Origin of the sequence: Janthinobacterium amylolyticum, assembly GCF_051380655.1 — a bacterium.
In the GTDB taxonomy this organism is placed as follows: domain Bacteria; phylum Pseudomonadota; class Gammaproteobacteria; order Burkholderiales; family Burkholderiaceae_D; genus Janthinobacterium.
In genome coordinates, this window is the sequence record NZ_JBNYXL010000001.1 from 175,015 (window position 1) to 193,758 (window position 18,744).

Below are 18,744 nucleotides of genomic sequence, written 5' to 3' on the forward strand. Positions count from 1 at the left end.
ATCAGAAGGCATTGGCTTTCAGGCTCACCTTGAAGGTGCGGCCATATTGTTCGTTCTGCACGTTGTATTGCTTCCTGCCCTGGTAAACATAGTATTTCTCGTTGTTCAGGTTCGCCGCCTCGAACGTTAGCTGGAACTGCTTGCTGATCTGGTAGGACAGCGAGAAATCGAGCTGCTTCTGGCTGTCGACGATATGATCCTGGCTTTGGTCGAGGATGTCGCCGCCCATTTCCAGCAGATAAGGCGACTTGTAGTTGAGGGCCAGGCGGGCGCTGACCGGCCCCGTTTCATAGCCCAGCATCAAGTTCATCACCTGGTTCGACTGGCCCGGCAGGCGGATGTCGCGGCTCATCTGCTTGTTGCTGGCCTTGTCGAAGCGGCCGATCTGCGCGCGCGAGGTGCTCAGGGTGCCGTTCACGCCGACAAGGAACTTGTTGAATGGCGCCGGCAGCATGCGCAGCGGTTGCATGTAGGCCAGTTCGATGCCCTTGACTTTTGCCGCGTCGCCATTCGCATACGAGGTGGCCGAGGTGTAGCCCGCCCACGATCCCGTGCCGGCCAGGTTGGTCGTGTAGGTGAAATTCTTGATGTCCTTGTAGAAGCCGTACGCCGACATCACGCCATCGTTGCCCAGCACGCGTTCGATACCGAGGTCCAGGTTGTTCGCTTTCAGCGGCTTCAAGTCCGGGTTGCCGATGACGGCTTCCGTATTGCTGGCCAGGCTGATGCCCGGTGCCAGCTGGCTGAAGTTGGCGCGCACCACGGCTTGCGTCCAGGCGGCCCGCACGCTGGTCTTGTGGTCGAGGTCATAGCGGGTTTGCAGGTTCGGCAGCCAGTTGGTGTACGCACGTTCGCGCGTCAAGGGCGTGGCGGCACCGGCGCTGTCCACCTGCGAACCGGCCGCCTCGAAGCTGGTGCGCTCGGCGCGCACGCCGCCCAGGATATGCCAGGCGTCGAAGTCATAGCTGTTCTGCACATACATGGCGTTGATGTCTTCGTGCATGCGGTAATCGTTGATGATCGATTCCGTGGCCAGGCGCGCCTTGGCGCGGTCCAGGCCGGCAACCCGGGCGCGTATCAGTGCAGGGTCGAGCGCCACGCCGATGTTGCCCAGGTCGTAGTCGAGGGTGTGGCCCTGCACGAAATTGCTCATCGAGGTGGCGCCAGGCCCCCAGTAATTGCCGCTGCTGGCCTTGCTGCTGTTGTATGCCCATTGATCCGTGTCATTGGTCTTTTCGCGGCGGCTGACCTTGGCGCCGAATTTCAGGGTGGCGATGTCGAACTTGCGCGCCAGGTCGATGCGAGCATGGTGTTCATTGTCCTTCGAGTAGCGCTTTTGCAGGGTGATGGCGTTGAGCGCGTAGTTGGCCGGGTCGTACAGCGAGGCGGGGCCGCTCAGCTCCGGTTCCTGCGTATCCGTGAAGCTGATGCCCGTAAAGTTGCCGGTGCCGCGGAAACGGCCGTCGTTCAAGGATTCCGGCGTGTCTTCCGTGGCGCGGCTCATGCCGCCTTTCACGTCCAGGGTCCAGCCGCCCGATTTCTGCTGCGTGCCGAGGACCAGCGAGCGCACCTGCTGCGTGTATTTGCGCTGGCGGATGCGGCGCTCGGCGCGTGCCGTGCCGCTGTCTCCTTCGGCCAGGCTGCCGCCGGCGATATTGCTGATGGTCAGGCGGTCGCGCACTTCATTGTCGGAAAACTCGCTGAGGAAAGAGCGCAGGAACCAGCTGTTGCCCGCTTCCGGACGGTAGTCGAGATTGACGGCCAGCGCGCCGCGCTTGCGCACGGGCAGGTAATCGCGCAATTCCAGGCTCGACAATTTGCCCTTGCTCCAGGAACCGCCCGTTTCCACGTCGTCCGAACCGAACGAGCGCTTTTCCGCGCTCAGGCCGGCAGCCACGCCCAGTTTGCCATCGAGAAAGCGCTGGGCCCACAGGGCGCCGCCGCTGGGGCTGGTCTTGCCCGTTTTTTCGTCGTAGCTGGCGCCCACGTTGGCCGACAGCAGCTTGCCCGGCAAGTCGAAGGCGGACAGCGATTTCACCTCCACCGTGGCGCCCAGCGAGTTGGCGTCCATTTCCGGCAGCAGGGTCTTCGACACTTCCAGGGTGCGGATCAGGCCGGCAGGCAGGATGTCCAGCGCCACGGCGCGGCGGCCCGCTTCCGGCGACGGCACCAGCGCGCCATTGATGGTCACCGCATTCAGGTCCGGACCCAGGCCGCGCACCGTGATGTAGCGGCCCTCGCCCTGGTCGCGCTGCACGGACACGCCCGGCAAGCGGGCCAGCGCCTCGGCCGCGTTTTTATCCGGCAAGCCGCCGATATCGTCGCTGCTGATGACACTGATGATGTTGTCGGCTTTTTCCTGCGCCGCGATGGCGTTGCGCAGGCTGGCGCGCTGTCCGCTGACAACCACCGTGGCGGCCGGCTGGCCATCGTCCTGGACCTGGACTTGTGCCTGAGCCTGGCTGGCGCCGCTGAAGACGGCCATGATGCCGAGCGACAGGGCGGTCAGGCGCAGCGGGGAGGGGAAGGAAGTGTGCATGGTTTTCATGAAGAGCTCGGTTAGGGGGAAGGAACCGGGCGGATTCTAGGCAGCAAATATGACGGTTGCGTGACAGGCAAAGGCTTGTCGTCCTGAAAACAACGGCGGGCGGACTTTTTCCTGCCGGAAATGAAGGGCGGTGAGCTGAAATGACCTCTCGCCGCAGGGCGCATGGACAGGCGCCTGGTGCATTTGCTGCTTGTTGTGACGCAATGGTGAGCCGTTTGCACCTGCCGCGCGCCACGCCGGCGTGTCATCGTGCCGTCATGGGCGGGCGCTATCGTGGCGGCAGCACCACTTTTAAAGGTTTCCCACATGCTGCCATTGCACCGTAACAGCCTGATTGCCGCCGCACTGGCGCTGCCCCTGTTTTTTTTGCTGTATGCCACCTTCGGGCAAGTGAAACCGTTCGCCATCTGGAAGTGGATGGACATCGTCTGCGAAGGCGGCACGGCCGTCATGGCCGGCGTGTGGTTCCTGTTTACCCTCAGCAGCCGTCCGCGCGGCCTGGTGACGAGCCTGATCGCCGGCGGCCTGTGCGCCATCATGCTGGGCTCCTGGGCCGATTGTCTGGACGAATTCTTTGCCGTCGACAAGCATGATGTCTGGGATAACTGGCTCGAAGCGCTGATCCCCTTTGGCATGCTGGTGCTGACCATCGGCATGTACTATTGGCGGCAAGAACAGTTCCGCCTGAACGAACACCTGCAAAAGCGCGAGCGCCTGTTCCGCGACCACCGCGCCTTCGACCGCATCACGCAGCTGGCCGACGCCAGTTATCTGCGCACGCAGATGCGCCTGGAACAGGAGCGCCGCCCCGGCCTCGATTGCGCACTGGTCCTGCTCGACATCGACAGCTTCCATCTGATTAACCGCGAATACGGCCACCGCGAAGGCGACCGCGTGCTGCAGGCCGTCGGCCACATGCTGCTGCTGAACTTGCGCAATGACGACTTGCTGTGCCGCTATGCTGGCGACCGCTTTGCCGTGCTGATGCCGGGCGTCTCGCGCGAGGCGGCGGCTACGCATGCGCGCCACCTGTGCAGCATGGTGGGGCAGATGCGCCACCATGCGAACGACAACCGGGAAATCCGCCTGAGCCTGCGCCATGCCTGCGCGCTTACCGATGGCGTGCCGGAAGTGGTACTGGCCGAACTGAGCCGGGCGGTGGAAACCCCGCGCGCCGGTGCCGATGCCGGCGCCGCGCCGCGCACCAGCGCCGCCGCGGCCGCCTGATGCCGCTGCTCCAGCAAGGCGACCCCGGCATCGCGGCGCGGCACCAGCCGGCGCTGGTGCTCGACTACGCGCGCAGCCGCGACCTGGACACGGCGCCGCTGCTCAAGGGAACCGGACTCGACGACGGCCTGCTGCCGTCCGAGGAAAGCCAGGTCAGCGCCGCGCAATACCTGCAATTGCTGGCCAACGCGGCGCGCGGGCTCGACAGCGCTGATACCAGCTTCATGCTGGGCCAGCAAATGCTGCCCGGCCATTACGGCGCCGTCAGCCACGCCTTGCTGCAGGCGCAGAACCTGCGCCAGGCCCTGGGCATCCTGTGCGGCTTTCATACTTTGCTGTGTCCGCTGCTGCAGCCGCGCCTGCGCGAGGCGGGCGACATGCACGTGCTGTACTGGGTCGACGCCTTTGGCGCGCCCAGCCAGCTGCCCTTCCTGGTGGAAATGCACATGACGGCGCTGGCCGCCATGTGCCGCTGGCTGGCCGGCGAGTCGCTGCCGTGGCGCTTCTGTTTCAACCGGGCGCGGCCCCGGCATGTGGAGCAGCACGAAGTCCACCTGGGCCAGGCGCTGCGCTTCGATTGCCAGGTCGACGCCATGCTGATCGATTCCAGCTGGCTGGACAAGCCCTGGCCGCGCGGCAACGCCACGGCGGCCGCGCTGGCCGTGCGCGCGGCGGCAATGGCACCGGTCCCGGCGGCCAGCCTGCTGGGCGCGCTGTACGATTATTTGCTGGCCAACATCCGCTGCGCGCCCACCCTGGAGCGCACGGCGCAGGAATTCGGCGTCAGTCCCGCCACCTTCAAGCGCCACCTGGCGCGCCATGGCACGCACTTCCAGGCCGAGCTGGACCAGGTGCGCGCGCACAAGGCGATCTACCTGTTCCAGGCGCATGGCTACGACAATGACGCCGTCGCCGCCTATCTCGGCTTTCATGATGCCACCAACTTTCGCCGTTCGTTCAAGCGCTGGACGGGGCAGACGCCACAGTTGCTGCGCCATGCGCTGGCATTATTCGTGGCGGGCTGAGGACGATTTTCCGTCAACCGCGGGGCAGCGTTGTGCGCCGGCGCCACAGCGAGTGGTTCCAGAGGGAACAATTGCCCGTTCTGCTACATCCATAGTACACTCGATCAGAGAGCGAACAGACGCGCTTCGAGGCGGTCCGGCAAGGCAGCACGCGACGCCGCAGCGCCGCCATATCGATGGTGTGCCGGCGGCAGCTGACCGGCTTGCCTTGCCTTAACCCAGTCTGGCAACCGACGTCCCATCTTGGCGCGCCGGGAACCGGGCAACTTGATAATGCTCAATCGTGTATTCACAATCGCAAATCGATCCAGTCGTCAGTTTCCGCAACACCCAGGGTGAGGCGGTGCGCGGCACGATTTTCAACTTGCAGCGCAACTCGCTGGTCATGGAAATCTACAATCCCTACTCGATTGTGCAGGTCAGCGAGGTGCTCAACGAAGTGACGGTGCGCATGGGGGCGAAGAATGCCTATGTGGGCAAGGCGGTCGTCATCAGCAGCGTCAACACGGGTTTGACGGCGATCGTGTCCGTCACCCTGATCGACGAGTGGCGCGAATTGAGCGACGTGGTGGTGGTCAAGGGCGCCGTGGCGAAGGAATCGAGCGCGTTTGTGGCGGGATGGGGCGAGCGCTTCCGCATCCGCCGCGACTACCAGATCGTCGTCAATGAAATGCGCGCCTTTTTGTCGGAAGTGGCGCGCTGGGTCGAGCAGGTCGACTTGTCCGACTCGCTGCCCAAGGAAAATGGCCGCCTGCGCCCCGATATCTTCGATGAGCTGGCCCTGCCGCTGATGGAGCAAACCCAGCTGTACCTGCGCCAGCTTGAAGCGGAAGCCTCGCTGGTCGAGGAAGAGCGGGCGCCGGCCCACCGCGCGTTTGCCCAGGCGGCGCTGCACCCCTTGATCCTGCGCGCGCCCTTTGTTTTCCGCACCTTTACCAAGCCGCTGGGCTATGCGGGCGACTACCAGATGGTCAACCAGCTGCTCGACGATCCGCGCCAGGGACCGAGCACCTACTTTCAGATCGTCAATGCGGCCTTCCTGCAGGCGGCCGTGGCGACGGCGCACCGCAACCGCATCGATATCCTGACGGAATTTTTGGCCCGCAAGGCGGCCGCCGCCCGCGAGGCGGGGCGCGTCTTCAAGGTGCTCAACGTGGGCTGCGGCCCCGCCATCGAGGTGCAGCGTTTCCTGGAAACCTGCCCGGATGCCCAGTGGCTGGCCTTCGAGCTGGTCGACTTCAGCAGCGAAACGCTGGACTGGACGCGCGCGCGCCTGACGACGATCATGCAGCGCACGGGGCGCGTGGTGGAAATCGATTATGTGCATGACTCCGTGCACAACCTGCTCAAGCGGCGCCACGGTTCGGGCGCCACGGGCTTGCCCGGCAGCTTCGACGCCGTGTATTGCGCCGGCCTGTTCGACTACCTGTCCGACAAGGTGTGCGCGCGCCTGCTGCTGCACTTCGCGTCGCGCGTGGGGCCGGGCGGGCGCCTGCTCGTCACGAATGTGCACGCCGATAATCCGGGCAAGTTCGGCATGGAGCATTTGCTGGAATGGCATTTGATCTATCGCAATGAAGCCAGTTTGTCGGCCTTGTTGCCGGAACATGCCACCGACCACCTGGTCTACGTTGATGCCACCGGTGTCAATGTCTTTGCGGAAGTGAGCATTCCTTGATGGATAGTCCAGGCCTGCACGCCGGCTATACGGCCGTATTGCGCGATTTCCGCCTGGAGTTCAGCCGCGGCGGCGCCTACACGGGCATTGTCCTGATCCTGCTGGGCATGGGCCTCGATTCGGCCCTGTATCCGGACATGCAGTCGGCCTTCACCAGCGCGCGCGTGCTGGTGTCGGCGCTGATCTTCATTGTCGTGCTGGCCATGCGCACGCAGTGGGCGCAAGACCGCATCCAGGGCCTGACTTTCGTCTGGCTGATCCTGCCGCAAATCATGATCGCGTGGATGATCGCCGTCACCGAAGGCGCCACCTCGATCTATTACGTGGGCATGACCCTGGCGATCTATTCCTCGGGCATCGTGCTGGCGTTCGGCCTGTGGCAAAACATGGTCTTCGGCGCCATTTCCTGCCTGCTGTACGTGGCCGCCTGCGTCTGGCATGCGCATGGCTTCGACTTGCCGGGAACGTTTGTCGTCAATTGCCTGTTCCTCATCATGTCGGCCAGCATCAGCGCCGTGTTTACCTATTTCAACGAGCGCGCCCGCTTCATGCTGTTCCAGCTGAAGGCGGAAGTGGCGCAAAAGAATACGCAGCTGGAAGAAACGAATAAAAGCCTGGCCGATATCAAGGGACAGATGCTGCAGCAGGAGAAAATGGCCGCCATCGGTACCCTGGCCGCCGGCATGCTGCATGAGGTCAACAATCCCGTGAATTTCTGCATGATGGCCATCGAGGTAGCCATCGAAGACCCGGCCGCCAAGCAAAGCGCGCTGGTGAGCGAATGCCTGGCCGATGCCAAGCAGGGCATGCTGCGCGTCCAGCACATCGTCTCGGACTTGAAAACCTTTGCTTACCGCAAGAGCGGCAACCAGCTGGAAACGGGCCACTTCCAGTTCCGCAGCGCGCTCGACGCGGCCATCCGCCTGGTGGGCCACGAAACGAAGAATGTCGGCATCAGCCACGACTTGCCGGTCGATACCCTGGTGCGCGGCGACGAGGCGGCCATCGTCGGCGTGCTGATCAACCTGCTGGGCAATGCCGTGCTGTCCATGCGCAAGGGCAATGCGCCGCCGTTCGAGATCCGCATCACGGCCCACTGGCACGAGGAGCGCCTGCGCATCAGCGTGCGCGACAATGGCCCCGGCATCGCCCCGGAAAACCTGGCGCGCGTCTTCGAACCGTTTTTCACCACGCGCGAAGTGGGGCAGGGACTGGGACTGGGGCTGAGCATCAGCTATGGCGTGATCGAACGCCACGGCGGCACCCTGAGCGCCGAAAGCGTGCTCGGCGAGTGGGCCAGCATGAATTTCGATCTGCAGCGCTCGGACTGGGAGGGCCGCTAGATGGACAACGACAGCCGCGCCACCGTGCTCTACGTGGACGACGAGCCACTGGCCTGCAAGTATTTCGAGCGGGCCTTTGCCGCGCACTACCGGGTGCTGACGGCCCCCAGCGTCGACACGGCCCTGGCCCTGCTGCAGGATGTGGCAGGCGAGGTCGACGTGCTCGTCACCGACTACCGCATGCCGGACCGCCTGGGCAGCGACTTGCTGCAGGAAGTGGTGCAGCGCTATCCGCACATCGTGTGCATGCTGGTCACGGCGTATGCGGACAAGGATGTGCTGCTGGAACTGCTGAATGGCGGCACCTTGTTCCGCCTGCTGGAAAAGCCGCTCGACATGGCCGCCATGCAGACGGCGCTGCAGCTGGCCGTGCAGGCGGGAAGGGAGCGCACGGCGCGTCGCCAGGGCCTGGTGGCGATGGAAGAATCGCTGGCCTTCCTGGCGCACGAATTGAATACGCCGCTGGCGGCCATCGCAAACTTTGCGCGCGGCATCGAGCGGCGCGCGCAAGGCACGGCCGAAGCGCAAGCGGAGATCGCGGAAGCGGCCGCCCTCATGCATGGCAATGCCCGCTACTGCCTGTCCGTGCTGGCCAGCTTCATCGATACCGTGCGCCTGGCCAGCAGCGGGCCCGGCATGCAGGATGGCCGCCGCGCCGGCAGCGCGCGCCAGCTGCTGGCGGCCTTGCTGGACAGCTATCCGCTGAGCGCGCAGCAGCGTGCCGCCATCCAGGTCGAGGTGCAGGAAGACTTTGCCATCGCCGAGTCGCCCAACTGCGTTTCGCTGATCGTCTCTTCCGTGCTGGGCAAGGCCCTGCGTTCGGTCGAAGAGCAGGCCGAGCCGGCGCTGACCATCAGCATCGGCGCCGGCACCATCAAGGTGCGCGACAATGGCGCCGGCATCGCCCCCGAGATTGTCGAACAGCTGCTGCTCGATCCCGTGAGCGCCGACAGTGGCGAAGGCAAGGGCTGGGGCATGGTCTTTTGCCGCCGCATGATGCAGTCGTTCGGCGGCAATCTGGACATCGCCAGCGAGTTTGGCAGTTCCACCACAGTGACCCTGAATTTTCCAGTACATATAAGGAACGAGCATGATTGACGCCAATCTGCGTTTACCGGCTCAGCGTGAGCCGGCGCAAGGCTTGCCGACGATACTCTATGTCGATGACGAGGCCAACGCCCTCAAATATTTCCAGCGCGCCATCGCGCCGCTGGCCGACGTGCTGACGGCCACCTCGGTCGAGGAGGGCAAGCGCATCCTCGACGAGCAGGCCGACCGCATCGCGGTGCTGGTCTCGGACCAGCGCATGCCGGGCGCGTATGGCAACGAACTGCTGTCATACGCCTGGGACCGCCATCCGCACATCGTGCGCATACTCACCACCGCGTATTCCGAGCTGGAACACACGGTGGAAGCCGTCAACCAGGGGCAGATCCACCGCTACATCCAGAAGCCGTGGGATATCGCGGCGCTGCGCATGGAGCTGAAACAGGCGCTGGAACTGGCGCGGCTGCGCAATGAACATGCGCAACTGCTGCGCGAAAAGCTGATGGTGCGCCAGCGGCAAGCCATCGCCAACCGCATCGGCACCCTGTATACGCTGTGCGCCAGCCTGGCCGGGCCGGAGCAGCAGCTGCCTGTGGAGGCGTACCTGTCGGCGGCCCTGACGGCCGGCGTCACGCCGCCCGAACCGGACTGGCTGCTGATGGATTATGCCGACCTGATCAGTTCGGAAGCGTTCCGCAGCACGGCGTTTGCCGCTGCCGTGCGCCAGCAGCTCGAGAGCCTGGAACGCGACCATCCGGGGCGCGGCGTGGAACAAGCTGTGGACTTGCTGGTGCCCGTGTTTGGCGCGGCGCTGCTGAACCAGGGCGGCACGGCCCTGTTCCTCGATGGCCGCCTGCTGACGGAATTCCTGGAAACGCCGACCGCCACGCCCGTGTCCGCCATCCACTCGTTCTGGCTGGCCAGCCTGCTGTGGCTGGCGCGGCGCGGCTGGTCCTTGCAGCTGAGTAAATCCGAGCAAGGCTTGCAGGGCAAGCTGGTGCAGGCCGAACCTGGCCTCACGCCCGACCACCTGGCGGCCTGGATCGAACAGTTTTAAGGCGGGCAGCGAGCAGGACAGGCGCTGGCGGCACCTGACGGCGCCACGCTGTTGTCAGGGCGCCAGTTGCCAGGCATAGCTGCTGCGCGCCCATTGCTGCACGGGCGCGCCGTCCTGCCATGCGGGTGCGAAACGGCAGGCGCCGAGGGCGGCGCGGGCCGCCTCGTCCAGCTGCGGGTAGCCGCTGCTGCGTTCCAGCCGCGCTTCCAGCACCACGCCATCCGTGCCGATCAACAAGCCCAGGTAGGTCGTGCCTTGCGCGCCCTGCGCCTGGGCGGCGGGCGGGTAGTCCGGACGGCGGCAGTGGCGGATGTCCAGGGTGACGGCGCGCACGCCGGCGCTGCCGTTGACCAGCACGGGCACCGGCGCCGGCGTTGCCATGCTGACGGGCAGCGCCAGCCACACCTTGGCGGCCTTGCCACCGGTGCGGTATGGCTGGAAACGGCATGCCAAGGCCATCGCGCGCGCGGCCGCGTCGAGTACGGCGCTGCCGCTGCTGCGCTCCAGCTGCACTTGCCCGATGCTGCCATCTTCCTGCAACAGCAGGCGCAGCTGTGCCGTGCCCTGCAGCGGCGTGGGCGTGGCGGGCACGGCGATGGGCGGGCAGTGCGGTGGCGCCATGAGGGCGTCCGTTGCATGGGCATGGCCGGCGGCGGCCAGCAGGGCGGCGGCCAGCAGGCGGCCTGGTGAATTGATACGGATCAAGGCGCTTCCAGTGGTGGTACCAGCAAAGAAAACAGGGCCGCGCAGGCCCTGTCGGTGTGACGGTGGCTGGCGCCTAACGCTCGGCCGCAGCCTTCAGGCTATTCAAGCCCTTTTCAAAGTCCTTGCCGATCATGCGGTCCATGCTGACGAAAACCGTCATGACCTTGCTGACGTAGGGGCTGGGGCCCGTCATGGTCCAGTTGACCTTGGTGCTGTCGCCTTCGGGCGTCATGGTGAAGGTGGTGGTGTTGTGGCTTTCGAACGGTTTCAGGAAATCCAGCTTGATGACGGTGCGTTCGGGCTGGGCCGCTTCCGTGATTTCCATGCGGCCGGCGCCCACCTTGTCATTGCCCGTCCAGGCGTACTGTGCGCCCAGGCCGCTGGCCGGACCGCTAAACGTGCGGCGCATGGCCGGGTCGAGCTTTTCCCACGGCGACCAGGCGGCCCAGTAGCGAAAGTCCGTGATCAGCCCGGCGATTTTCTCGGGCGGGGCCTTGATGGTGATTTCACGCTGGACACTGAAGGTGTCGGGCTTGGTGGTGGCATAGCCGAGGATGGCGGCGACGACGACAACGATCAGCAGCAGGGTTTTTTTGATCATATGCTCTCCAAATCTTGAATGGTCGATGCGAACGAATCGGGTCAATCTTAGCAGATATGTATGGCTGTGCGCGGCTACCTGGCCTTTATTTGCGCCGGCTCCGCGCAGGCCCGCATGCCTGCCCGTTTCCCCTGGCGCGCAGGGGCGCACGGCAGGATTGTGGTATGGGCTCCGCGTCCGCTAAAATGCTGGCCTGCAAAGATTTCAGAGAGAAATATGATTCAACGATCGATCGCCAGGCTGACCCTGGCGTGCGGCTTGCTGGCGTCCGCCTTTGCCGCGAACCTGGCACATGCCGATGCCTGCCCATCCCATTACGTCGACGGCCGCAAGCCGGAAATCACCAACCCCAAGCTGGACGTGGCCACCAGGGAGCTGTGCTACAACGTGTTTGGCGTCATGCATTCGGGGATCACGCGCACGCCGCTGTGGTCGGCCGAGCACTTGAAGGCGAGCAACCTGGAAGCGGCGCAGGATCTGTCGCGCGAAAACTCCTTCCATGCCGAGCGCAAGCTGCCGGCCGGCCAGCGCGCCGAGCTGGCCGATTACGCGCGCAGCGGTTTCGACCGTGGCCACATGGCGCCCAACGGCGACATGCCGGATCGCCAGAGCCAGCGCGACAGCTTTACGCTGGCCAACATGGTGCCGCAAGACGCGCGCAACAACCGCTACGTGTGGGCCGGCATCGAAGGCGCCGTGCGCAAGATGGCGAAGAAGGAGGGCGACCTGTACGTGATCACGGGACCGGCCTTCATCGGCGGCAACCTGCGCAAGGTGGGCCGCGTGATCGTGCCCAGCCATTTGTACAAGGCCGTGTACAGCCCGCGCCAGCGCGCCGGCGCCGCCTATTTCATTGAAAACACCGATACCAAGGCCTACGAGGTGCTGAGCATCGCGCAACTGGAAGACAGGATCGGCATCGATCTGTTACCGTCGCTGACGCGGCAGCAGAAGCTGCGCATGCTGAGCTTGCCGAAGGTAAATAGCAAGTCCAGGAAATAATCCGTCTCAAAGGAAACCGTATGTGCGCAAAAAAATTCGTCCCGTATGCCAATGAAAGCGATGTGCTGGAGATCGGCAACCTGACCATCGAAAACCGCATTGACCGCATCAGCATCAGCGGCGACATCGACCTGACCCTCGACAAGCCGGGCCTGGCGCTGGCGAAGCAGCTGCAAAAGCTGCTGGCCGACGTGGTGGCGCAGCTGGAAAAGCAGCAGCTGCCGGACCAGCTGCCGCCGCCCGAAGTCACATCGGTGGCCAATCCCTTCGAATAAGCGGGCAAGGCCGGCGCGCAGGTCTACTGTGCCGCTTCGGCGGCGCGATAGTAGCCCTGCCTGCTGATGTCTTCCGGCGCATTCGCCACCGTGTACGCCGTCAGGGCGATGGCGATGGCGGAATATTGCTGCGCAGCGCTGAACGGCAGCACGTTCTCATAGGTGTCGCGTACCGTGTGGTGCACGCGCGCATAGTCGAAATCGCCAAGCATGCCAAAGCGCGGCGTCGGCACGCCGTTTACCGCGAAGACGGCGTCGTCGCTGCCGCTGCCCGCGCGCATGGCCATGCCGGCATCGCGCGGCGTATCGTTGAGCGTGGTGGCGTAGCCAAACACGGGATGGACGCCATCCAGCGCCTGCTCGACGCGCCGGAATACCGGCTGCCACGCGGTGGGGATGGTGATGCCGCTGATGGCGCCGGGCCGGCCGTCGCGGTTGAGCATCATGACGATATTCTTCAATTCACCGGCATGCTGCTTGGCAAAGGCGAACGCTCCCTTGCGGCCCAGCTCCTCCGCGCCGAACGCCACCATCACGATGCTGCGGCGCGGCCTCGCATTGGCCCTGGCCAGCAGGCGCATCGCTTCGAGCATGCTGGCCACGCCGGCGCCGTTGTCGGCGGCGCCCGTGCCGCCATCGTAGCTGTCCAGGTGGGCGCCGAGCAGCACGATTTCTTCCGGCTTGTCCGTGCCTGCAATGCGCGCCACGACATTGTGATAAGCCACGGGGCCAGGATAAAACCAGTTGCGGATGTCAAACTCCAGCGTGACCGGCTCGCCGCTGGCCAGGCGCTGGCGGATGTCGGCGTATTGCGGCGCGGCCAGTTTGATGTCCGGCAGGCTCGGCAGTGATTCCCAGCTGGTGGGCGCGCCGCTGGCCGCGTACAGCGGTTCCTCGCCGGACTGGATGGTGCCCAGCGCGCCGGCCGCCAGCAGCAGGCGTGTGATGGCCCTGGGCTGGTGCACGAACTCGCCGTCGCGCCCGTCGCCGCTGTTCTCGCCGCCCACCAGCACCCACTTGTTTTTGAATTGCGCGGCGCGCTCCTGCGCCTCTTCCAGAGTGGCCGGTCCCAGGATCGCCAGACCCTGCTGCACGCCCCGGGTGCCGGCCGTGTAAGCGGGCGTGGCGATGCGCAGCGGCTGCGCCACGGGCGCCAGCATGCGCGCCGACCAGGGTCCCCGGTTAAATCCCAGCGGCATCTGGCCCGCTTCTTCCAGTCCGGCCTGCACGCCCCATTGCTGCAGTTGCGTGCGCGTCCAGCGCGCCGCATGCGTGTAGGCATCGCTGCCCGTCATGCGGCCGCCGAAACGGTTGCTCAGGATATCGAGCCAGTCCATGACGCGCGGCTCGCCCGTGCCCAGCGCCACGATGGCGCGCGCCGTCGCATCGGACGCTGGCGATGGCGCGCCGGCGAGCGTGGCATGCCTGCCGGACAGCGCCGCCACGAAAGCGGGCAGGCGTCCCTGCCGGCGCGCCGCCACGGCCTGGTCCAATTTGTTTGAGCGGTAGCGCGCATCCTGGCGCAGCAAGGTGGCATAGCCGCGCAGCACGCCTTCCATGGCGGCCAGGCTGGTGGCGGCCACGTCGCCAGCCTGCTGCGGATGGGAGATCTGGAAGGCCAGCGCGCTGGCCAGGTACTGGACGCCGGCAGCCTCGCGCATGGCGGCGGCGGGCGCGACATCGAGCCAGCTTTCCAGCGGACTGGGCGCCAGCACGAGGTCGGGAATGGATTCTATCCACGCCGCAAGCCAGGCGCCATCGCGCCGCTGCACGCCCAGCGGGTCTTGCTGCGCCTCCAGCGCCATCTGCACGACGCGGGCGCGCTCGGCTGGCGTGGAAGGGCCGCGCGCCGCCTCGCTTGCCGCGGCCGCTGCCACGGCGGCGGGCGGCAAGGCAGGCGGGACATAGCGCGCCTTGAGGCGCGTGCCGCTGACCGGCTTGGGGTCGTTTTCATCGGTTTCGACCAGGCGCGTGCCGGCCAGCACGTCGCCGTGTGCCTGCAGGGTCCAGCGTATCGTCACGTCGGTGCTGCTGTCCTTGCCATTGCGGCCCGTGCTCACGCGCTTGCCGGCGTGGCGAAAGACGGTGCCTGCCGGCCCCGGAACTCCCTGCACCTGGCGCGGCGCCGTCAGCTGGCCCCGTTCGTCGAGCCAGGCGATGCTTGCCGTCAGGCGGCCGCCGTCGTCGCTGATGTCGAGCACGCCCTGATCGATCAGGTCGACCGTCACGCCGTTATTGCTGGTGCTGCCGGTGGCGGTCTGGAAGCGCCAGTGGCCGGCCAGGGCTGGCGCCGGCGCCTTGGCGTGCACGGCGGAGGGCAGCGCGGTGGCGAGCACGCAGCAGGCATATATCAGGGGGTGGAACGAATGGAGGCGCGGCGCATGCATGGTTGTCCTTGTCATGGTTTTCCCCAGGGAGCGGGAAAACCAGTATGCGGAGAACCAGATTGTCTTGATGCTATTTTCCGACCAAGGCGAGGATAGGCGGCCTGAAGGCGTGGATAGCCGTGCTGAAATGCCGGGAAACCTCATCCGACAGCCTGCATCGGATGAGGTGGCGACTGCGCGTGTTACTTGGCGAACGCCTGCGCTGCCGGCGTGACCGTCACGGCCGATGCCGGGATGCCGAGTTTCATCGCGCCGATGACCTTGTCTTCATCGAGCAAGGCCTGCGGCTTGTTGCCGTCGTACTTGATGGGCGAAAACGCGTCGCTGACGAGCTTTTCCTTCAGGCCGGCCGCATCTTTCGCAACGATCACCACGGACAGGTTTTTCGCCGACAGGTGCTGCTTGATGGCCCGGTTGACGTCGGCTACCGTCAGCTTCGACAGGCCATCACGCATCAGCTTGGTGAACTCGGGCGTGCCATACCACTGCGAATCGAGCGCGTAGCCCAGCTGCTGGTTCTGCGTCGAGGTCATGACGAAGACATTCTTCATCAGATAGTCGCGCGTGGTGGCGAAGTCGTCCTGCGTCAGGCCATTGTCGACCAGCTTGCCCAGCTCCGTCAGGGCCACGCGCAGCGCGAAGTGCGCGTTGTCCGGCGCCACGGGGCGGATCCAGATCTCGAACAGCTGCGCCTTGCGGCCCAGGTTCGGGTCCGGGAAGAACTGGTACATGCCGCGCGGGAAGGCTTCGATATACGCGTAGTCGCCATAGTTCATGCCGCGGATTTCACGGATGCGCTGGTACAGATAGGAATTCGAGGCGCGATGCTCGCCCAGCCAGGTCTTTGCCAGCCACAGGGCGGGGAAGTCCGGGTGCGTGCGCGTCACCTCCAGAGGCAGGCCGAAGGAGATGGCCGTGGCGCGCGTGTTTTTCTCGATGATTTCCACTTCCAGGCCATTTGCCTTGCGGCCCACGGGTTTCACCGTGGCCGGCAAGCCGGGGCCGGCCGGCAAGCTGCCCAGCGCCTGCGTCAGCGAGGCCGTCATGGCGTCGGAGACGTCGCCGGAAATGCCTACCTTGACGGCGCCCTGCGCGTACGCGCTCTTCCAGAACTGCTTCACGTCGTCCAGGGTGATGGCGTCGATGCCGGCCACCGTGCCCAGCACGGGGTGGCCATACGGCGTGCCCGCGTACACATTCGTTTGCAAACGCTCCTTGGCGAATTCCTCTTCGTTGTTATCCTTCAGGTCCAGCAGCAGCGCGTTCTTTTGCGCATCCTTCAGGCGGCGGAAGTCGTCTTCGCGGAAGCCGGGCGAGAGCAGCAGCGGCAGGGCGATGGCATTGAACTGGGCCCAGTTATCCTTGTGGATGGAGCCCGTAAACGTCGTCATTTCCTTGTCCGTCTGCTGGCTGAAGCTGCCGGCCAGCGGGAACAGGGCCTGGTTGACTTCGTCGATCTTGCGCTCGGACGAACCAGCGGAGGCCACCATCGAGGCCGTCAGCGCCGCCAGGCCTTCCTTGCCTTTCGGGTCTTGCGCGGAACCGGCCGTAAACAGCAGCTTGTAGCGGATCTGCGGCAGCGCGGACTTTTGCACCAGCACGTCGAATTTGGCCGTCGACGTGGCAGGCAGCAGGCTGGCCAGTTTCGGCGTGGTGGCAATGGCGGCGGCCATCGGCTGGTTCGACAGGGTGGTCACCACCAGGCCCTCGTCGGTCAGGTATTTGCGCGCGGCCGCCTGCAGGTCGGCCGGCGTGAGCGTGTCGATCAGGCGGTAGTACTCGTTGATGGTGGCGTAGGAGCGGTCGAAATGCACGAAGGACGCCAGGGTGCCGGCGATCTGCTCGGTGTTGTCCAGGGTGCGGATCAAGCCATATTTTTCCGCCGACTTGGCGTCCGCCAGGTCTTTTTCGCTCACTGGCGTGTCGCGCAGCTGGGCCACGGTTTTCAGGATCGCATCGCGCACATAGACGGCGTCATCGATGTTTTTCACGCGCGCGCCGATCACGGCCAGGGTCGGGTCAACCCGCTCCGGCGTCATGTCGAACAATTGATCGACCTTCTGTTCGTTCTGCACCAGGCGCTTGTACAGCGGCGAGGTGCGGCCGAACGACAGCGACAGCAAGGTTGCCAGGGCAGCCTGGTCCTTGTCCTTCACGGAGAAGGCGGGCGCATGGAAGCCGATGGCGACCCATGGCAGGGTCGGCGTAGGCCAGGCCACGTGCTTGTAGACGGGGCCGCGTGGCGCTGGCTCGACGGGCACGGCCGCCTGCTGCTTGCCGCGCTGCCAGGCGCTCCAGTATTTTTCCACCAGGGCGATGGCTTTTTGCGGCTCGACGTCGCCGGCGATGATGATGGTGGTGCGTTCCGGACGGTACCAGCGGTCGAAGAAGATCTTCGAATATGCGTACTGGTTCGGCATGTCTTCGATGTCCTGGATGAAACCCATCGTCGTATGCTTGTAGGTATGCGTCGTGTAGGCGCTGTCGCGCATCACCTCGAACAGTTTCGAGACGGGATTGGCGCTGTTCTTGTTGTATTCGCCCAGCACGGCGCGCGATTCCGTCTTGAACGCGTCTTCCGCATAGTCGAGGTGCTGGAAGCGGTCCGCTTCCACCTTCAGCACGGTTTCCAGGTCATCCTTGGCAAACGTCGTGTGGTAGTTGGTCAGGTCGTCGCTGGTGTAGGCGTTCTGGCGCGCGCCGGCCTTGGTGATGATTGCCTGGTATTTCTCGGGCGGATAGGCCTTGGTGCCACGGAACATCATGTGCTCGAAGAAATGCGCGAAGCCGGACTTGCCCGGCTCGACTTCATTGCGCGAACCCGTCTGCACGGGGATCTGCAGCGAAACGATATTCGGGAAACCGGTCGGCACGATGATGATCTTCAAGCCGTTGGCCAGGGTTTTTTCCGTGGCCTTGAACGGCAGCAGCTCGGCCTTGCTGGCGCTGGCGCTGTGGGCGGCGGCCGGTTTGACGGGCGCGGCGCCCAGGTTCGACGAGGCCATGGCCGACAGGGCCAGGGCGAACGCGGGTAATAAAGCGGGCATGATTCTTGACACGAGGGCTCCTTCTTTTTTGGATGTTATGAAAGTGCAACACCGCAGCATAGAATATTCGCGCCGCCGTGCATAGGGGCAGGCGTTGTTGCGCGGAAGGACGCTCAGAAGTCGGGCCGCAGGATGCGCGCCGTCAGGTGGCTGAGCAAGTCGCGCCGGGTCGGCACAAACATACGGAGGTACACGATGCCGTGCGCGCGGTCATGGTGGTAGATGACGCGGATCTCTGCGCACAGGCGTTGCCGCACATCCATGCCCACTTCGCGGGCGGCCTCGACAGGCAAGCCGCTGTCGGGAAAGGTTTTCAGGTCAGCCAGCAATTACCGGAAGGCGGCGATGAACTGCGCATGGGCTGCGGCCGTGTGATGCGCCTTGAAGTCGCTGCGCAGCTCGTTGAAATCGGTTTGCGCGCTTTTCAGCACGACGATGCGTGCCATCTCAGGCCTGGTCGAGGCTGGACAGGAAGTCTGCTTCGGATATCACGTCGCCGCGCGCGATTTCCTGGTTGCCCATGGCGATCAGCTTCATGAACGCATGCTGTTCCTGCATCTGCCGCGCCTGCCGCTTGCCTTCCTGGTACGCGTGCATGGACAGCACGACCATCTTCGCTTCGCCATTTTGCGTGATGATGATGATGATGATGATGATGATGATGATGATGATGATGGGCTCGTCCTGGCCCGCGTCAAAGCCGTTGACGATCTCGGTCGTATTCGCCTTGAGGCAGGAAATCGGCTTGATGCGTTCCTTGGGGGGCATGGCGGCTCCGCATGTGAATAAACTCTGTGAGGAC

General features: G+C 64.8%; 15 protein-coding genes. 8 read left to right on the forward strand and 7 right to left on the reverse strand.

Going from position 1 to position 18,744, the window contains the following annotated elements; all coding sequences use genetic code 11:
- Window position 1: 1 nt before the first annotated feature.
- Window positions 2-2,548 (reverse strand): TonB-dependent receptor, encoded by a 2,547-nt coding sequence (locus ACQ4WR_RS00830; protein WP_436484667.1) that lies wholly within the window; start codon window positions 2,546-2,548, stop codon window positions 2-4.
- Between the two features lie 306 nt (window positions 2,549-2,854).
- Here ACQ4WR_RS00830 and ACQ4WR_RS00835 point away from each other — a divergent pair, with 306 nt between their 5' ends.
- From ACQ4WR_RS00835 to ACQ4WR_RS00860, 6 genes are all read left to right on the forward strand, one after another.
- On the forward strand, window positions 2,855-3,775 hold the full coding sequence (locus ACQ4WR_RS00835) for a GGDEF domain-containing protein (protein ID WP_436484669.1): 921 nt from the start codon (window positions 2,855-2,857) through the stop codon (window positions 3,773-3,775).
- Window positions 3,775-4,800 carry an AraC family transcriptional regulator gene (locus ACQ4WR_RS00840; RefSeq protein ID WP_436484671.1) on the forward strand — a complete coding sequence of 342 codons (1,026 nt, stop codon included), beginning with the start codon at window positions 3,775-3,777 and terminating at the stop codon, window positions 4,798-4,800. Before ACQ4WR_RS00835 ends, ACQ4WR_RS00840 begins: the two co-directional genes overlap by 1 nt.
- Window positions 4,801-5,083: 283 nt before the next feature.
- Window positions 5,084-6,478, forward strand: a complete 1,395-nt coding sequence (locus tag ACQ4WR_RS00845) for a class I SAM-dependent methyltransferase (RefSeq protein WP_102296899.1) — start codon at window positions 5,084-5,086, stop codon at window positions 6,476-6,478.
- Window positions 6,478-7,821 carry a sensor histidine kinase gene (locus ACQ4WR_RS00850; RefSeq protein WP_102296896.1) on the forward strand — a complete coding sequence of 448 codons (1,344 nt, stop codon included), beginning with the start codon at window positions 6,478-6,480 and terminating at the stop codon, window positions 7,819-7,821. The genes ACQ4WR_RS00845 and ACQ4WR_RS00850 overlap by 1 nt, the downstream gene beginning before the upstream one ends.
- Complete coding sequence (locus ACQ4WR_RS00855) at window positions 7,822-8,919, forward strand: hybrid sensor histidine kinase/response regulator (protein ID WP_436484674.1); 1,098 nt, start codon at window positions 7,822-7,824, stop codon at window positions 8,917-8,919. It abuts the gene before it with no gap.
- Window positions 8,912-9,925, forward strand: a complete 1,014-nt coding sequence (locus ACQ4WR_RS00860) for a response regulator (RefSeq protein ID WP_102296890.1) — start codon at window positions 8,912-8,914, stop codon at window positions 9,923-9,925. The genes ACQ4WR_RS00855 and ACQ4WR_RS00860 overlap by 8 nt, the downstream gene beginning before the upstream one ends.
- A gap of 54 nt (window positions 9,926-9,979) precedes the next feature.
- On the opposite strand, the gene ACQ4WR_RS00865 is transcribed toward ACQ4WR_RS00860, so the two are convergent.
- Window positions 9,980-10,630 carry an energy transducer TonB gene (locus ACQ4WR_RS00865; protein WP_436484676.1) on the reverse strand — a complete coding sequence of 217 codons (651 nt, stop codon included), beginning with the start codon at window positions 10,628-10,630 and terminating at the stop codon, window positions 9,980-9,982.
- A gap of 73 nt (window positions 10,631-10,703) precedes the next feature.
- The gene (locus ACQ4WR_RS00870) at window positions 10,704-11,231 is read right to left on the reverse strand and encodes an SRPBCC family protein (protein ID WP_436484678.1); all 528 of its coding nucleotides are present in this window, start codon (window positions 11,229-11,231) and stop codon (window positions 10,704-10,706) included.
- A 216-nt stretch (window positions 11,232-11,447) separates the two neighbouring features.
- Between ACQ4WR_RS00870 and ACQ4WR_RS00875 the strand changes: the two genes are divergently transcribed.
- Together ACQ4WR_RS00875 and ACQ4WR_RS00880 are read left to right on the forward strand one after the other, a co-directional pair.
- The gene (locus ACQ4WR_RS00875) at window positions 11,448-12,233 is read left to right on the forward strand and encodes a DNA/RNA non-specific endonuclease (RefSeq protein ID WP_436484680.1); all 786 of its coding nucleotides are present in this window, start codon (window positions 11,448-11,450) and stop codon (window positions 12,231-12,233) included.
- Window positions 12,234-12,253: 20 nt separating this feature from the next.
- On the forward strand, window positions 12,254-12,508 hold the full coding sequence (locus tag ACQ4WR_RS00880) for a nucleotidyltransferase family protein (protein WP_102296876.1): 255 nt from the start codon (window positions 12,254-12,256) through the stop codon (window positions 12,506-12,508).
- Between the two features lie 23 nt (window positions 12,509-12,531).
- Here ACQ4WR_RS00880 and ACQ4WR_RS00885 read toward each other — a convergent pair whose 3' ends face one another.
- The 4 genes from ACQ4WR_RS00885 to ACQ4WR_RS00900 all read right to left on the reverse strand — a co-directional run bounded on the left by ACQ4WR_RS00885 (window position 12,532) and on the right by ACQ4WR_RS00900 (window position 18,710).
- A complete protein-coding gene (locus tag ACQ4WR_RS00885; protein ID WP_436484682.1) occupies window positions 12,532-14,910 on the reverse strand; it encodes a M28 family metallopeptidase in 2,379 nt (792 codons plus the stop codon).
- Window positions 14,911-15,077: 167 nt separating this feature from the next.
- Window positions 15,078-17,942, reverse strand: coding sequence for a M16 family metallopeptidase (locus ACQ4WR_RS00890; protein WP_436484684.1), 2,865 nt, complete (start codon window positions 17,940-17,942; stop codon window positions 15,078-15,080).
- Between the two features lie 113 nt (window positions 17,943-18,055).
- Window positions 18,056-18,271: a hypothetical protein gene (locus ACQ4WR_RS00895; protein WP_436484686.1), complete on the reverse strand. Its 216-nt coding sequence runs from the start codon at window positions 18,269-18,271 to the stop codon at window positions 18,056-18,058.
- 118 nt (window positions 18,272-18,389) lie between these two features.
- Complete coding sequence (locus tag ACQ4WR_RS00900) at window positions 18,390-18,710, reverse strand: hypothetical protein (RefSeq protein ID WP_436484688.1); 321 nt, start codon at window positions 18,708-18,710, stop codon at window positions 18,390-18,392.
- Window positions 18,711-18,744 lie beyond the last annotated feature (34 nt).